Annotated in this window: 18 protein-coding genes and 1 tRNA gene; 12 read left to right on the top strand and 7 right to left on the bottom strand. The window is 71.3% G+C overall.

What is annotated here, in order from left to right; genetic code table 11:
- The first annotated feature begins 52 nt into the window (after positions 1–52).
- The 5 genes from ABD295_RS12210 to ABD295_RS12190 all read left to right on the top strand — a co-directional run bounded on the left by ABD295_RS12210 (position 53) and on the right by ABD295_RS12190 (position 3,937).
- Positions 53–493 (top strand): M67 family metallopeptidase, encoded by a 441-nt coding sequence (locus ABD295_RS12210; RefSeq protein ID WP_344303997.1) that lies wholly within the window; start codon positions 53–55, stop codon positions 491–493.
- Positions 490–762: a MoaD/ThiS family protein gene (locus tag ABD295_RS12205; RefSeq protein ID WP_344303996.1), complete on the top strand. Its 273-nt coding sequence runs from the start codon at positions 490–492 to the stop codon at positions 760–762. Before ABD295_RS12210 ends, ABD295_RS12205 begins: the two co-directional genes overlap by 4 nt.
- A gap of 5 nt (positions 763–767) precedes the next feature.
- A complete protein-coding gene (locus tag ABD295_RS12200) occupies positions 768–1,724 on the top strand; it encodes a PLP-dependent cysteine synthase family protein (RefSeq protein ID WP_344303995.1) in 957 nt (318 codons plus the stop codon).
- On the top strand, positions 1,715–2,860 hold the full coding sequence (locus tag ABD295_RS12195) for a DUF3152 domain-containing protein (RefSeq protein ID WP_344303994.1): 1,146 nt from the start codon (positions 1,715–1,717) through the stop codon (positions 2,858–2,860). Before ABD295_RS12200 ends, ABD295_RS12195 begins: the two co-directional genes overlap by 10 nt.
- A gap of 99 nt (positions 2,861–2,959) precedes the next feature.
- Entirely contained in the window at positions 2,960–3,937 is a 978-nt protein-coding gene (locus ABD295_RS12190) for a ribose-phosphate diphosphokinase (RefSeq protein WP_344303993.1), read from the top strand.
- 24 nt (positions 3,938–3,961) lie between these two features.
- Here the strand turns inward: ABD295_RS12190 and ABD295_RS12185 are convergent, their stop codons facing one another.
- Positions 3,962–4,525: a hypothetical protein gene (locus ABD295_RS12185; protein ID WP_344303992.1), complete on the bottom strand. Its 564-nt coding sequence runs from the start codon at positions 4,523–4,525 to the stop codon at positions 3,962–3,964.
- Between the two features lie 77 nt (positions 4,526–4,602).
- Positions 4,603–5,658 carry an alkaline phosphatase family protein gene (locus tag ABD295_RS12180; protein WP_344303991.1) on the bottom strand — a complete coding sequence of 352 codons (1,056 nt, stop codon included), beginning with the start codon at positions 5,656–5,658 and terminating at the stop codon, positions 4,603–4,605.
- 117 nt (positions 5,659–5,775) lie between these two features.
- Between ABD295_RS12180 and ABD295_RS12175 the strand changes: the two genes are divergently transcribed.
- The gene (locus ABD295_RS12175; RefSeq protein WP_344303990.1) at positions 5,776–6,534 is read left to right on the top strand and encodes an MBL fold metallo-hydrolase; all 759 of its coding nucleotides are present in this window, start codon (positions 5,776–5,778) and stop codon (positions 6,532–6,534) included.
- Between the two features lie 30 nt (positions 6,535–6,564).
- On the opposite strand, the gene ABD295_RS12170 is transcribed toward ABD295_RS12175, so the two are convergent.
- Positions 6,565–7,233: a response regulator gene (locus ABD295_RS12170; protein WP_344303989.1), complete on the bottom strand. Its 669-nt coding sequence runs from the start codon at positions 7,231–7,233 to the stop codon at positions 6,565–6,567.
- A gap of 79 nt (positions 7,234–7,312) precedes the next feature.
- A complete protein-coding gene (locus tag ABD295_RS12165; RefSeq protein ID WP_344303988.1) occupies positions 7,313–8,470 on the bottom strand; it encodes a sensor histidine kinase in 1,158 nt (385 codons plus the stop codon).
- Between the two features lie 125 nt (positions 8,471–8,595).
- Here ABD295_RS12165 and ABD295_RS12160 point away from each other — a divergent pair, with 125 nt between their 5' ends.
- From ABD295_RS12160 to rdgB, 4 genes are read left to right on the top strand one after another with little or no spacing between them, the layout of a single operon-like run.
- Positions 8,596–9,546, top strand: coding sequence for an ABC transporter ATP-binding protein (locus ABD295_RS12160; RefSeq protein ID WP_344303987.1), 951 nt, complete (start codon positions 8,596–8,598; stop codon positions 9,544–9,546).
- Complete coding sequence (locus ABD295_RS12155) at positions 9,543–10,346, top strand: ABC transporter permease (protein WP_344303986.1); 804 nt, start codon at positions 9,543–9,545, stop codon at positions 10,344–10,346. Before ABD295_RS12160 ends, ABD295_RS12155 begins: the two co-directional genes overlap by 4 nt.
- A gap of 43 nt (positions 10,347–10,389) precedes the next feature.
- A complete protein-coding gene (gene rph, locus ABD295_RS12150) occupies positions 10,390–11,136 on the top strand; it encodes a ribonuclease PH (protein WP_344303985.1) in 747 nt (248 codons plus the stop codon).
- On the top strand, positions 11,129–11,758 hold the full coding sequence (gene rdgB / locus ABD295_RS12145) for an RdgB/HAM1 family non-canonical purine NTP pyrophosphatase (protein ID WP_344303984.1): 630 nt from the start codon (positions 11,129–11,131) through the stop codon (positions 11,756–11,758). The genes rph and rdgB overlap by 8 nt, the downstream gene beginning before the upstream one ends.
- Positions 11,759–11,777: 19 nt before the next feature.
- Here rdgB and ABD295_RS12140 read toward each other — a convergent pair whose 3' ends face one another.
- The 3 genes from ABD295_RS12140 to bcp form a co-directional block, all read right to left on the bottom strand.
- Entirely contained in the window at positions 11,778–11,960 is a 183-nt protein-coding gene (locus ABD295_RS12140) for a hypothetical protein (RefSeq protein WP_344303983.1), read from the bottom strand.
- Positions 11,934–12,007 (bottom strand) — tRNA-Leu (locus ABD295_RS12135). Before ABD295_RS12135 ends, ABD295_RS12140 begins: the two co-directional genes overlap by 27 nt.
- A 76-nt stretch (positions 12,008–12,083) precedes the next feature.
- On the bottom strand, positions 12,084–12,584 hold the full coding sequence (gene bcp / locus ABD295_RS12130; protein WP_344303982.1) for a thioredoxin-dependent thiol peroxidase: 501 nt from the start codon (positions 12,582–12,584) through the stop codon (positions 12,084–12,086).
- A 66-nt stretch (positions 12,585–12,650) separates the two neighbouring features.
- Here bcp and ABD295_RS12125 point away from each other — a divergent pair, with 66 nt between their 5' ends.
- Entirely contained in the window at positions 12,651–13,355 is a 705-nt protein-coding gene (locus tag ABD295_RS12125; protein WP_344303981.1) for an energy-coupling factor ABC transporter permease, read from the top strand.
- Complete coding sequence (locus ABD295_RS12120; RefSeq protein WP_344303980.1) at positions 13,352–13,693, top strand: PDGLE domain-containing protein; 342 nt, start codon at positions 13,352–13,354, stop codon at positions 13,691–13,693. Before ABD295_RS12125 ends, ABD295_RS12120 begins: the two co-directional genes overlap by 4 nt.
- The last annotated feature ends 3 nt before the right edge of the window (positions 13,694–13,696 follow it).

Raw genomic sequence — 13,696 nt, 5'->3', positions numbered from 1 at the left:
AGGAAACGTACGTCGGGGCGGGGACACCCACCAACTCGATTAGCCTGGCCGCGTGCTCTCGATCTACCAGGCGACGTACGACGCCATCGTCGCCCACGCCAAGCGCGACCACCCCGACGAGGCCTGCGGCATCGTGGCCGGCCCCGAGGGCAGCGACCGGCCCGAGCGGCTGGTCGAGATGGTCAACGCGGCCGGCAGCCCGACGTTCTACGAGTTCGACTCGACCGAGCTGCTCGCGCTCTACAAGGAGATGTGGGCACGCGACGAGGAGCCGGTGGTCGTCTACCACTCCCACACCGCGACCGAGGCCTACCCCAGCCGGACCGACATCGAGCTGGCCAGCGAGCCTGGGGCGCACTACGTGCTGGTCAGCACACGGGAGCATGGGAATAACGAGGGCCCGGTGGAGTTCCGGTCTTACAGAATCATCGACGGCGAAGTGACAGAAGAGGACGTCGTCGTCGCCCCCGACTTGAGGAGCAGCACCGCATGACCGTCGAGGTCCGCATCCCCACGATCCTGCGCACCTACACCGGGGGTGAGAAGGCCGTGTCCGCCGCGGGTTCGTCGTTGAGCTCGCTGATCGACGACCTCGAGGCCAACCACCCGGGCATCAAGGGCCGGCTGATCGAGGCCGGCGACCTGCGCCGCTTCGTCAACATCTACGTCAACGACGAGGACGTCCGCTTCCTCGGGGGTCTGGAGGCGCCGATCTCCGACGGCGACCAGGTCGTCGTGCTGCCGGCGGTCGCCGGCGGCTGAGCCCCGTGCGCTTCGACGACCTGCTCGCTTCGGTGGGCGGCACGCCGCTGGTCGGTCTGCCCCGCCTGTCCGCGGCCCTGGGCAGCCCCGACGTCCGGATCTGGGCCAAGCTCGAGGACCGCAGCCCCACCGGCTCCATCAAGGACCGGCCGGCCCTGCGGATGATCGAGATGGCCGAGGGGGAGGGCAGGCTCACCCCGGGCTGCACGATCCTGGAGCCGACGTCCGGCAACACCGGCATCTCGCTGGCGATGGCGGCCAAGCTGAAGGGCTACCGCCTGGTCTGCGTGATGCCGGAGAACACCTCGGAGGAGCGGCGGCAGCTGCTGCGCATGTGGGGGGCGGAGATCATCTCCTCCCCGGCCGCGGGCGGCTCCAACGAGGCGGTGCGGGTCGCGAAGGTCGTCGCCGCCGAGCACCCCGACTGGGTGATGCTCTACCAGTACGGCAACCCGGCCAACTCGCTCGCTCACTACGAGTCGACCGGTCCCGAGCTGCTGGCGGACCTCCCCGAGATCACCCACTTCGTGGCTGGTCTCGGCACGACCGGGACCCTGATGGGCGTCGGCCGGTTCTTCCGAGAGCACAAGTCCGAGGTGCGCATCGTCGCCGCCGAGCCGCGCTACGGCGAGCTGGTCTACGGCCTGCGCAACCTGGACGAGGGCTTCGTCCCCGAGCTGTACGACGCTGCGCTGATCGACACCCGCTTCTCCGTGGGTCCCCGCGACGCCGTGCGTCGGGTGCGTGAGCTGCTGGAGCTGGAGGGCATCTTCGCCGGCATCTCGACGGGGGCGATCCTGCACGCCGCGCTCGGCCAGGGTGCCAAGGCCGCCAAGGCGGGCGAGCGCGCCGAGATCGCGTTCGTGGTGTGCGACGCGGGGTGGAAGTACCTGTCGACGGGTGCCTACGAGGGCACCGTCGACGCGGCGGAGGAGCGCCTCGAGGGGCAGCTGTGGGCCTGAGCCGACGCCCGTGGTCTCGACTGTCCACCCGCGTCGCTCGCGGCTCGGCCATCGTGCTGGCCCTGTTGCTGGTCTTGTTCGTCACTCCCGCGCAGGCGGCGGAACCGCCCGTCAACGTGGCGGTCCCGACGATCGCGGGGGAGCCGGCCTACCGCGAGCGGCTCACCGCGACGCCCGGCAGCTGGACGCCCCCGACCGGGCTGACGTTCACCTACCAATGGGCGCGTGACGGGGTCGCCATCGCGGGGGCGACCGCTGCGGCGTACCGCATCGACCTCGCCGACCTCGGTCACACGTTGTCCGTCACGGTCACCGCGACGGACGCGACCGGGACCCCCGCCACGGCCGTCTCCGCGCCGACGGGACCGGTCGCGAGGGCGTCGTTCGAGGTGGTCTCGAAGCCCGAGCTCTCCGGGGTGTCGCGGTTCACGCGCCTGTTGACCGGCGAGAAGCCCCGGCTCCGGCCGCGGCCCACCTCGGTGCGCTATCGCTGGCTCCGCGACGACGCGCCGCTGCCCGGGGCTCGCGGCCGCACGCACCGCGTCGGCGTCGACGACGTCGACCACCGGCTCCGGCTGCAGGTGACCGTGCGACGGGAGGGGTACGCCACCGAGCGACTGCTCAGCAGCCCCCGCACCGGGCGGCATCTCGTCCCGGTGCGACGCACCGTGACGTACCACGTCGAGACCCGGGGCCCGATCGTCGCCGACCTCGCCGAGTTCCGTCGGCAGGCGCAGGAGACCTACGACGACCCGAGAGGGTGGCGGGCCGCGGGCGTGGAGCTCCGTCAGGTCCCGCGCGGCGGCGACTTCACCCTCGTGCTCGCCAGCGCCGGCTCGGTGCCGGGCTTCTCCTCGATCTGCAGCTCGACGTGGAGCTGCCGGGTCGGTCGCTTCGTCGTGATCAACCAGGACCGCTGGCGTGGGGCGTCACCGGCCTGGAACGCCGCGGGCCGGGCGCTGCGCGACTACCGCCACATGGTGGTCAACCACGAGACCGGCCACTGGCTCGGGCACGGCCACCTCGGCTGCCCGCGACCCGGCCCGGCGCCGGTGATGATGCAGCAGTCCAAGGGGCGCGGCGCCTGCTCGTTCAATCCCTGGCCGCTGGCGTTCGAGCGCTGGTACCGCCGGTGAGGTGCTGCTTGCGACTAGACCGCTGACCCCGACCCTGGCCGGTCGTGGCGACGCGGGCTACGGTGATGACACCGCCCCTCATCGACCTCGGAGTAGCCGTTGCGCGAGATCGTCGTCTTCAGCGGAAGCGCCCACCGTGGACTCGCCCAGGCCGTCTGTGCCGAGCTGGGGGTGGAGCTCTCGTCGGTCGAGATGACCCGGTTCAGCAACGACTGCCTCCAGGCCCAGCTGCAGGCCAACTGCCGCCAGCGCGACGTCTACATCGTCCAGCCGCTCGTGCCGCCCACGCAGGAGCACCTCATGGAGCTGCTGCTGATGATCGACGCCGCTCGGGGGGCGAGCGCGGCCCAGGTCACCGCGGTGATCCCGCACTACGCCTACGCGCGGTCGGACAAGAAGGACGCCTCGCGCATCTCGATCGGCGGCCGGCTGGTCGCCGACATGCTCACCACCGCGGGTGTCGACCGGGTCCTCACGATGACCCTCCACGCCCCGCAGGTGCACGGGTTCTTCTCGGTGCCGGTGGACCACCTGACCGCGCTCGGCGTGCTGGCCGAGCACTTCCTCGACGACGACCTCACCGACGCCGTGGTCGTGTCGCCCGACCTGGGCAACGCCAAGACGGCGACGCAGTTCTCCCGGCTCCTGGGGCTGCCGGTGGCGGCCGGATCCAAGCGTCGGCTCGCCGACGACCGGGTCATCATCGACGCCATCGTCGGCGACGTGGCCGGAAAGCGGGCGATCGTCCTCGACGACGAGATCGCGACCGGCGGCTCGATCGTCGAGCTGCTCGACCGGCTCGCCGACGAGGGTTGCACCGGCGCAGCCGTTGCGTGCACGCACGGTCTCTTCGTCGGCAAGGCGGTCGACCGGCTCAGTCAGCACCCGATGATCACCGAGGTGATCACCACCGACACCGTCCCAGCCCCGCAGGGATGGCCCGACCTGAAGATCCGGTCGGTGGCCGGCCTCTTCGCGCAGGCGATCACCCGCATCCACGCGGGCGAGTCGATCAGCAGTCTCTTCGACGGCGTCGATCCGGCGCTGGGCCCGCCGCAGCCCAAGCTCTTCGACTGAGCAGCACCGAGCCGCGCGGAGGACTCAGCTGAACCGCGCGCGTGCGGAGATCCCGACGGTGACAGTCCGGGGCAGCCACACGAGCTGCCAACCGTTGCGGTAGGTCACGTCGACGGACTCGACCCGCACCGTGCCCCGCTCGCGGGCGGTGATCGCCATGACGAGGTACTCGCCGGCCACCCTGATCGTCGTGTCGTGGGCCGGTCGGGTACGCCGGCAGTGGTCCTCGATCGGCTCGGCAACCACCGCGGTGATCGGATCGCCCTTGAGCTCGCACACGAGGAACGAGACGTCGGCGTCCGCGTCGTTGCGCGTCAGCTCGGGCGACACGTCCACCAGGGACACGTTGGCCTGACCGGGCACGGTGGCAGGGCTGGTGATCCCCACGAGCACCGGTCCGGGCACAGGAGTCGGGTCCAGCCTGGTCTCGAAGCTCCCGCCGAGCACGGGCGGCGTGCGGTCCCACCACACCGCCGACCACGCGACGAGCACGAGCACGAGCACGACGGCCGTGGCGAGCAGAAGCGGCCGTCGTCGTGACGGCTCTTCCTGCAGCTCCACGCCCACCGGGTGGTCGTGCTCGTCCACGGACGACATGGTGGACCACCCGTAAGGGTGAGCGGCAGAGGCAGGCCGCGAACCGTAGCCGAAGGTCTAGCCCGGCGTCAGGGCGCGAAGACCTCGAGATCCTGCGCCGCGTCGATCTGGCTGCCCGGCACCGCCGCGAGTCCCAGCACGTCCGTGACGAGGTTGGCGACGGCGCCGTTGCGGATCGGCTGCGGCGACGCGTCGTACGTCGGGCGGCTCCGGCCGGGATCGAGGTAGGTGGGGTTGAGGGCGTAGAGGTCGGTGCGCGCAGGGACGCCGGGGCCGACCACGAGGAAGGGGATGCGGTAGTTGACCAGGCGCGAGGCGTCGCTGTGGTCGCGCCTCACCCCGCCGTGGTCGGCGGTGACCACGACCAGCGTCTCGCTGCTCTCGCCTGCGGTCTCGATCGCCGCGAGGATCTCGCCGACGCGAGCGTCCGAGTCCCGCACCGCCGCGAGGTACTCCGGCGACATCCATCCGTGCGCGTGACCCTTCTTGTCGGTCTTCCCGAGGTGGACGAAGGTGAGCGCGCGGTCGAAGCCGAGCACGTCGGCGACCGCGGAGCGCGCGATGGCCTTGTCCCGCTCCTCGCGGATCTTGACGTAGTCGAAGGAAGCGGGCCACGAGCGCTGCCAGAGGGTGAACTTCGTCTTGCTCGACAGCAGCGCGGTGCCGAGCCCGGCCGCGTGCACGGCCGAGAACACCGACTCCACCGGACCCCCTGCGGCCTCCTGCACGGTGGCGGGCCTCAGGCGGTCGTCGTTCCACGTCACGCCGTGACCGCCGTCGGCCGCCGCGATCCGGCGGCCGGTGACCATGCTGGTGTGGTTGGGCAGGGTCACCGTGAGCTCGTACGCCGTGCGGGCGTTGAGCGTGGATGCGCCCTTGCGCATCATCCGGTGCAGCACCGGCGTTCCCGCGCGGCCCAGCCGGGTGAGCGCGCGGGGGGTGAGCCCGTCGAGGCTGATCACGACCACCTGCCTGACCGGCGAGGACGGCCCGGCGCCGGGGCCGGCCAGCCGCGTCGACAGCCCGGCGTCCAGGTGGGCCGTCGCCGGAGCGGAGGCCACCGCGCCCAGGCCGAGGAGGCCGGTCGTGAGGGCAGCCGTGAGCATCCGGGGGGTGCGTGCCATGTGAGCCACCTTAGGTTCCCGTGGCGCGTTGTGTCGGGAAGCCGACAGACACGTGCCGTGGATGGCCTAGCCTGGCCGCGTGCCCGCCCCGGACCCCGCTCTGCCGTGGTGCCCACGATGAGGCTCACCGTCGTCGGATGCTCGGGGTCCTACCCCGGCCCGGAGTCGCCCGCCAGCTGCTACCTGGTGGAGGAGACCGACGCCGACGGGCGGGTGTGGCGGATCGTCCTCGATCTCGGCAACGGCGCCTTCGGCGCCCTCCAGCGGCACGCCGACCCGCTCGCCATCGACGCGGTGTGCCTCACGCACCTCCACGCCGACCACTGCATCGACCTCACGGGCTACTACGTCGTGCGCAGGTACAACCCCGCCGGCCCGCAGCCCCAGCTGCCGGTCTGGGGCCCGTCGGGCACCGACGACCGGCTCGCGAGGGCCTACGACCTGCCGCCGGAGCCGGGGATGACGGAGGAGTTCGGCTTCCGGGTCTACGACGGCACGTTCGAGCTCGGCCCCCTCACGATCGAGCCTCGCCGGGTCGCCCACCCGGTGGAGACCTACTCGCTGCGGATCACCGCAGGCGGGCGCACGCTGACGTACTCCGGGGACACCGGCGTGTGCGCGGCCCTGGACGAGAGCGCCGCCGACGCCGACCTCTTCCTCGTCGAGGCGTCCTTCGTCGAGGGCGAGGACAACCCGCCCGACCTCCACCTCACCGGTCGCGAGGCCGCCGAGACCGCGGCTCGCGCGAGCGCGCGCCGCGTCGTCCTCACGCACGTGCCGCCGTGGTACTCCACCGACCAGGTGCTCGCCGACGCCAAGGGCGCCTACGACGGGCCGCTCGAGATGGCCGAGCCAGGGGCGACGTACGAGGTCTAGCGGGTCCCCGGTGGTCGAGCGGCGAACCGTCTAGACGAGCCCTGCGTCGTGGACGACCATCGCGATCTGCACGCGGTTGGTGACGCCCAGCTTGTCGAAGAGCCGCGAGACGTGCGCCTTCACCGTCGGGATCGAGAGGTAGAGCTCGCGCGCGATGTCGGCGTTGGTCAGGCCGCGGCCGACGGCGAGCGCGACCTCCTTCTCGCGGTCGGTGAGCAGGTCGAGGCGCTCGATGGCGTCCTGGGTGCGCGCGGTCAGTCCGACGGTGCGGACCCGGCCGATCACGGTGCGGGTCACCGACGGCGACAACATGGCCTCGCCGTCCGCGACGGTGCGGATCGCGGTGACGATGGCGTCGGGCGGGGTGTCCTTCAGCAGGAAGCCGTCCGCGCCCGCTGCCAGCGCCTCGAGCACGAGCTCGTCGGCGTCGAACGTCGTCAGGACGATGACCCGCGGCCCGTTCTCCTCGGTCACCAGGCGGCGCGTCGCCTCCAGCCCGTTGAGCACCGGCATGCGGATGTCCATGAGGACGATGTCCGGGTGCACGTCGGCGCACAGCCGGAGACCTTCCTGCCCGTCTCCGGCCTCGCCGACGACCGCGATGTCCGGCTGGCCGCCCAGCATCAGCGACAGCGCCGACCGCACCAGGGGGTCGTCGTCCACGATCACGATCGAGATCGTCCCGGTGGTCGTGCTCATCGACGTGCTCCGTTCCTCAGGTCCACGAGATCTCTCGTCACCATCCCAGCCATCAAGCCAGTCACCCCGTTCACGTTCGTCACGCAGGCCACGGTATCCATCCGTGGAGCTCGAAGATGCCACCTTCGGTTCGGTGGCCTAGTCGACCTCCGGCTAGCTCGGCTCGCTCGGAGAGGCCGATGAGACCGAGTCCCGAGCCTCGCGAGGCCGCCGGAACCAGCCCCAGGGCGTTGCGCACGAAGACGTCGACCCCCTTGCCCGGACGTCCGGTGACCGAGATGGACACCAGCGTCCCCGGCGCGTGGTTGCCGGCGTTGGTCAGCCCTTCCTGGAGGATCCTGAACAGTGTCCGGCCCGCTTGGGTGGGCGGCTCGCCCCCGACCACGCCGTCGTGGAAGTCGATGCGCATCCCGGCCTCGCGCGCCGACTCGATGAGGAGCGGCACGTCGGAGTACGTCGGCTGCGGCGGGTCCATCAGCTGGCCGGTCTTGGCGTCTCGCAGCACGCCCAGCACGCCGCGCAGGTCGGTCAGCGCGGCGTTCGCCGTCTCCTGGATGCGCGCCGCACCTTCGCGCAGCTCGTCGGGGGAGAGGTCCTGGCGGAAGGACAGGGCCCCGGCGTGCATGGAGATCTGCGAGATGCGGTGGCCGAGGACGTCGTGCATCTCCTGCGCGATGCGCTGGCGCTCGGTGTCGCGCGCTCTCGACTCGCGCTCGTCGCGGTCGGCCTCGGCCCGCTCGAGCCGGTGGCTGAGCTCCCAGACGAGCTCGCGGCGCGAGCCGAGGTACATCCCCGAGGCGATCAGGATGCTCACGAGGGCGAGGTTGTAGAGGCCGACCTCCCACCAGACGATCTCGTTGTCGACCGGCTGCACGGTGTAGAGCAGGCTGCTGCCGACCAGGTTGACGACGAAGAGCAGGGCGATCTCAGGCGGTTTGCGGCGGGTGGCCAGCGACACCGACGCGAGCACGGCTGGCCCGGTCGCGGCGGCCGACACCCCGATGAGGAGGTTGGTGACGACGGCGACGGCGACCGGTCGACGACGCCGGAAGAAGACCAGGACGTAGCAGAACGCACCGACGCCGAGGTCGACCCCGAGGAGCCAGGCGCGATGGAGCTGGTCGCTGAAGAGCAGGCTCGACACGACGCCGCTGATCACGAGCATGGCGGCGTACCGCCAGGCGTGCTCACGCGTCGACAGCGGCGGTTGGTACTCCGCGGGGCTGGGCCGCTCCACGCCAGGACTGTAGTGGCGGGGAGCGGGCGGCCACCGGAGTTCCGCGCGGGTCCACCCAGCACAGGACTTAAGTCGGGGAGGTCCCTCCCGCGGTGCCCCCAGCCTCTCGGGCAGACTCGGCGTCGATGATCACCGTCGACCACCTCACCAAGTCCTACGGCGGGTTCCGGGCCGTCGATGACGTCAGCTTCGAGTGCAAGCCGGGCACTGTCACGGGGTTCCTGGGTCCCAACGGCGCCGGCAAGACGACCACCATGCGGGTCATGGTCGGTCTGACCGTGGCCACCAGCGGACGCGTCACGATCGGCAGGCACCCCTACTCCGACATCCCCAATCCCGGCCGCCACGTCGGCGTCCTGCTGGACGCGTCCGCCCAGCACGCCGGCCGGACCGGCCGCGAGATCCTCACCATCGGTGCCGAGACCATGGGGCTGCCGAGATCCCGCGTCGACGAGATGCTCGCGCTGGTGTCGCTCTCCGAGACCGAGGCGAAGCGCCGACTGCGCAACTACTCCCTCGGGATGAAGCAGCGCCTCGGCATCGCCCACGCGCTGCTCGGGGACCCGTCGGTGCTGATCCTCGACGAGCCGGCCAACGGCCTCGACCCGGCCGGCATCCGCTGGATGCGCGACCTGCTCAAGGGTTACGCCGACCGCGGTGGGACGGTGCTGCTGTCCAGCCACCTGCTCAACGAGGTCGAGCTGATCGCCGACGAGATGATCCTCATCGGGCGCGGCCGCATCGTCGCCCAGGGCACCAAGAAGTCGTTGCTCGCCGGCGCAGCGGGCGCCGCGTCGACGTATGTCGCCGGCACCGACCTCGACGCGCTCACCCGGCACCTCGCCGAGGCGGGCCTGGAGCCACAGCCGATGGGCGAGGGCCTGCAGGTGCAGGGCGAGCCGGTGTCGGTCGGCACGGTCGCGGCCCGCAACGCTCTCGTGCTGACCGAGCTGCGCGAGGTGCACGGGGGCCTCGAGGACCTCTTCTTCCAGCTCACCGAGGACACCCAGCGCGACGAGCTCGCACCCGACGGCCACGCCGTCACCCCCACGACGACCACCGGAGGTCCGGCATGAGCACCGCAGCATCCGCGCCCGCCTCTCTCGAGCTGACCGGGACCAGCCACGTGCCGATGGCCCGGCTGGCCAAGGTGGAGGTGCGCAAGGCCCTCGACACCCGCGCGGGCCGCTGGTTCGCCGGCTCCATCCTCGGTGTCGTGCTGGCCGTCCTGGTGATCTACTCCTTGGCTGCGCCTGACGACGCGAAGGACTTCCAGGACTACGTCGGGCTCGCGGGAGGCGTCCTCGGCTACTTCCTGCCGATCCTCGTCATCATGCTGGTCACCAGCGAGGCGAGCCAGCGCAACGGCCTGGTGACCTTCACGCTCGAGCCGCGGCGCAGCCGGGTGGTCGTCGCCAAGCTCCTGGCAGGACTGACCCTGGCCATCGCGGTGATGGTCCTCGGAGTCCTGATCGCGGTCGTCGGGACGCTCTTCGGGCAGGTGACGGGCGCTTCGCCGGACTGGGGACTGGACGCGCGGTTCGTGCTCTACGGCTACGTCCTCACGAACCTCAGCGCCGTCCTGATCGGCTTCGCCATCGCCACGCTGCTGATGAACACGCCGGCTGCGATCGTCGTCTACTTCGTGTACTCGCTGGTGCTGCCGATCGCCGTCGGGATCCTGAGCGAGCTCAGCGAGGGCTTCGGGGACGTGGCGCCCTGGATCGACTACAACACCGCCCAGACCCCCCTCTTCACCGGCGACTTCACGCCCACCGGGGAGGAGTGGGCGCAGATCGCGGTGACGGGCACGATCTGGCTGGTCATCCCGCTGACGCTGGGGATCCTCAGGCTGCTGCGCATCGAGTTCAAGTAGGCGCCGGGGTCGCCGTCCCCGGGCTTGCCTAGGATCGCTCGACATGACTCACGATCCCCTTGGGGCTTCCGCGCGTGCCGACGGCCGCGCCGACGACGAGCTCCGCCAGGTCCGCTTCACCCGTGGCTGGCTCGACCATGCCGCCGGGTCCGTGCTCGTCGAGTTCGGCCGCACGCGTGTGCTGTGTGCTGCCTCGGCGTCCGAGGGTGTGCCGCGCTGGCGCAAGGGCTCGGGCCTCGGCTGGGTCACGGCGGAGTACGCCATGCTCCCGGCTGCCACCAACACCCGCTCCGACCGCGAGTCGGTGAAGGGCCGCATCGGCGGTCGCACCCACGAGATCTCCCGGCTGATCGGGCGGTCGCTGCGGGCCGTGATCGACTACCGCGCGCTGGGGGAGAACACCATCCAGCTCGACTGCGACGTGCTCCAGGCCGACGGTGGCACCCGCACCGCGGCGATCACCGGCGCCTACGTCGCGCTCGCCGACGCGGTGGCAGCCCTGCGGGCCACCGGCGCGCTGACGGGCGAGCCGCTCACCGGGTCCGTGGCGGCCGTGTCGGTCGGCATCATCGACGGCGTGCCGCGGCTCGACCTGCCCTACGAGGAGGACGTGCGCGCCGAGACCGACATGAACGTCGTGATGACGGGGGCGGGCTCGTTCGTCGAGGTGCAGGGCACGGCCGAGGGTGCGCCGTTCGACCGCCGCGAGCTCGACGCCCTGCTCGGGCTCGCCGAGAAGGGCTGCCAGGACCTGACCCGTCTCCAGCAGGAGGCTCTCGCTGGTGAGTGACCGGATCGTCTTCCTCGCCTCCCGCAACGCCAAGAAGCTCGGCGAGATGCAGCGCATCCTGGCCGAGGTCGCGTCCGGCGTCGTCGTGGTCGGGCTGGACGAGGTGGCGGCGTACGACGAGCCGGTCGAGGACCAGCCCGGCTTCGAGGGCAACGCGCTGCTCAAGGCCAGGGCCGGCCTGACCGCCACCGGGTTGCCGACCCTCGCCGACGACAGCGGGCTGTGCGTCGACGCGCTCAACGGCATGCCCGGCGTGCTCTCGGCCCGTTGGGCAGGACCACCCAAGAGCGACGCCCGCAACAACGAGCTGCTCCTCGCCCAGCTGGCCGACGTGCCCGACGAGCGGCGGACCGCCCACTTCACGTGCGCGGTGGCGTACTGCCACCCCGACGGCACCACCCACGTGGTGCACGGCCACATGCCCGGGCGAGTGGCTCGTGAGCCCCGGGGGTCGGGGGGGTTCGGCTACGACGTGCTCTTCGTCGCCGACGAGCTCGCCGAGGTCGACGGGCGCGAGGTCACCACCGCCGAGCTGGACGCGGCCGACAAGGACCGGATCTCGCACCGCGGCAAGGCGCTGGCCGAGATCGCCCCCCTGGTGGCGGCTTCGTTCGGCTCCTGAAGGTCGAGCTCCGTGCTGATCAGGCGGGCACCGGGTCACGCGTGCGCAGCCGCCTGGACGCGTACGCGCCCCAGGTGGCCGCGAGGGGGGAACATGAACAAGACCTTGACCACTCGACCAGCGGCATCGACACGTCGTCGCTGCGGTCGTAGTAGACGATCGCGACCCCGGTGGGTGCGCCCGGCGAGAGTCGAACTCGCACTGGCCAGGACCTAAACCTGGTGCCTCTGCCTGTTGGGCTACGGGCGCAAGGTCTCGACTTCGCTCGACCACCGGTGGTCGAGCAGCGATCGCGGCGAGCGACCAGTCGAGACCACAGGGCAGCCTAGGTGTCGAGGCCGAGGTCCTTGCGGAGCTTGGCGACGTGGCCGCTGGCCTTCACGTTGTACGCCGCGTGCGTGACCGTGCCGTCCTCACCGACGACGACGGTGGAGCGGATCACTCCCTCGTAGGTCTTGCCGTAGTTCTTCTTCTCGCCCCAGGCGCCGTAGGCGTCGAGGGCCTTCCGGTCCGGGTCGGAGAGCAGCGTGATCGTGAGGTGGTCCTTCTCGCGGAACTTCGCGAGCTTGGCGGGGGAGTCGGGGGAGATGCCCAGCACCTCGTAGCCCCGCGCCTTGAGCGAGTCGAGGGAGTCGGAGAAGTCGCAGGCCTGCGTCGTGCAGCCTGGCGTCATCGCGGCCGGGTAGAAGTACACGATCACCTTCTTGCCCCGCAAGTCGGACAGCGTGACCTCGCCGCCCTGGTCGTCGGGGAGGGTGAAGTCGGGCGCGGCGTCACCGACGGTGAGGCGGCCCTGGTGTGCGGACGCGGTGGGGGTCTGGCTCACGGAAGAAGGCTCCAATCCGAACGGCTCGCTGTTGCGAACGACTTGCAACTAACTAAGGTGGTGACCGTGCACGTTCCCGACGGCTTCCTAGATGCTCCCACTTCGCTCGCGACAGGTGCAGTGGCGGTCGCGGGAGTGGCGATCGCCCTGCGCGGAGCACGCCGTGAGCTCGACGACCGCACCGCTCCTGTCGCCGGGCTGGTGGCGACCTTCGTCTTCGCCGGCCAGATGATGAACTTCCCGGTCGGTGCAGGCACGAGCGGACACCTCCTCGGCGGTGCGCTCGCAGCGGTGCTCGCCGGTCCCTACACCGCGGTGCTTTGCATCAGCGTCGTGCTCCTGGTCCAGGCGCTCTTCATCGCCGACGGCGGGATCACCGCGCTCGGCACCAACGTCACGCTGATGGCGCTGGTCGGCGTCGGCGTCGGCTGGCTGGTCTTCAAGGTCGCGCGCGCCGTGCTCCCGAAGCGTCCGGCGTCGGTCCCGTTCGCCGCCGCGGTCGGTGCCTTCGTGTCGGTCCCTGCCGCGGCCGCGACCTTCACGCTCCTCTTCGCCGTCGGCGGGGTCGCGCCCGTCGAGACCGGCAAGGTGCTCACGGCGATGCTGGGATGGCACACGCTGATCGGCGTGGGGGAGGCGATCGTCACTGCCCTCGTCGTCGGGAGCGTCGTGGCCGTGCGGCCGGACCTCGTCCACGGGGCGCGCCCCCTCCTCTCCACGCGGACCCTCGAGATCCGGAGTCCGCTGGCCGGCAAGGAGGCGACCCGATGAGCACGCGTCGCTTCGTCGCCGTGGGTCTCCTGGTTGCCCTCCTCGTGGCCGGGGTGGCCAGCTTCTACGCCAGCAGCCACCCCGACGGCCTCGAGCACGTCGCCGAGCAGACCGGCTTCCTCGACTCCGCCGACGACTCCCCGGCAGCCGACAGCCCCCTCGCGGACTACCAGACGAGGGGCGTCGGCGACGACCGCATCTCCGGAGGACTGGCCGGCGTGATCGGCTGCCTCCTCACGCTCGGCGTGTCCGGAGGGCTCTTCCTGGTGCTCCGGCGTCGCGGTACGCCCGCCGACCCAGACCAGGTCGACAGCCGTCCCGTCGACAGCCAGGTCTGAGCC

It is taken from the genome of Nocardioides bigeumensis, assembly GCF_039531755.1.
GTDB classification, from domain to species: Bacteria; Actinomycetota; Actinomycetes; order Propionibacteriales; family Nocardioidaceae; genus Nocardioides; species Nocardioides bigeumensis.
This window is presented reverse-complemented; position numbering and strand designations above follow the sequence as displayed.

What these genes read in the sequence shown, in the direction of transcription:
- ABD295_RS12205 (WP_344303996.1), top strand. Translation starts at nt 490, where the DNA reads ATGACCGTCGAGGTCCGCATCCCCACGATCCTGCGCACCTACACCGGG.
- ABD295_RS12180 (WP_344303991.1), bottom strand. Translation starts at nt 5,658, where the DNA reads ATGGCACGCACCCCCCGGATGCTCACGGCTGCCCTCACGACCGGCCTC.
- ABD295_RS12175 (WP_344303990.1), top strand. Translation starts at nt 5,776, where the DNA reads ATGAGGCTCACCGTCGTCGGATGCTCGGGGTCCTACCCCGGCCCGGAG.
- ABD295_RS12170 (WP_344303989.1), bottom strand. Translation starts at nt 7,233, where the DNA reads ATGAGCACGACCACCGGGACGATCTCGATCGTGATCGTGGACGACGAC.
- ABD295_RS12160 (WP_344303987.1), top strand. Translation starts at nt 8,596, where the DNA reads ATGATCACCGTCGACCACCTCACCAAGTCCTACGGCGGGTTCCGGGCC.
- ABD295_RS12155 (WP_344303986.1), top strand. Translation starts at nt 9,543, where the DNA reads ATGAGCACCGCAGCATCCGCGCCCGCCTCTCTCGAGCTGACCGGGACC.
- rph (WP_344303985.1), top strand. Translation starts at nt 10,390, where the DNA reads ATGACTCACGATCCCCTTGGGGCTTCCGCGCGTGCCGACGGCCGCGCC.
- ABD295_RS12120 (WP_344303980.1), top strand. Translation starts at nt 13,352, where the DNA reads ATGAGCACGCGTCGCTTCGTCGCCGTGGGTCTCCTGGTTGCCCTCCTC.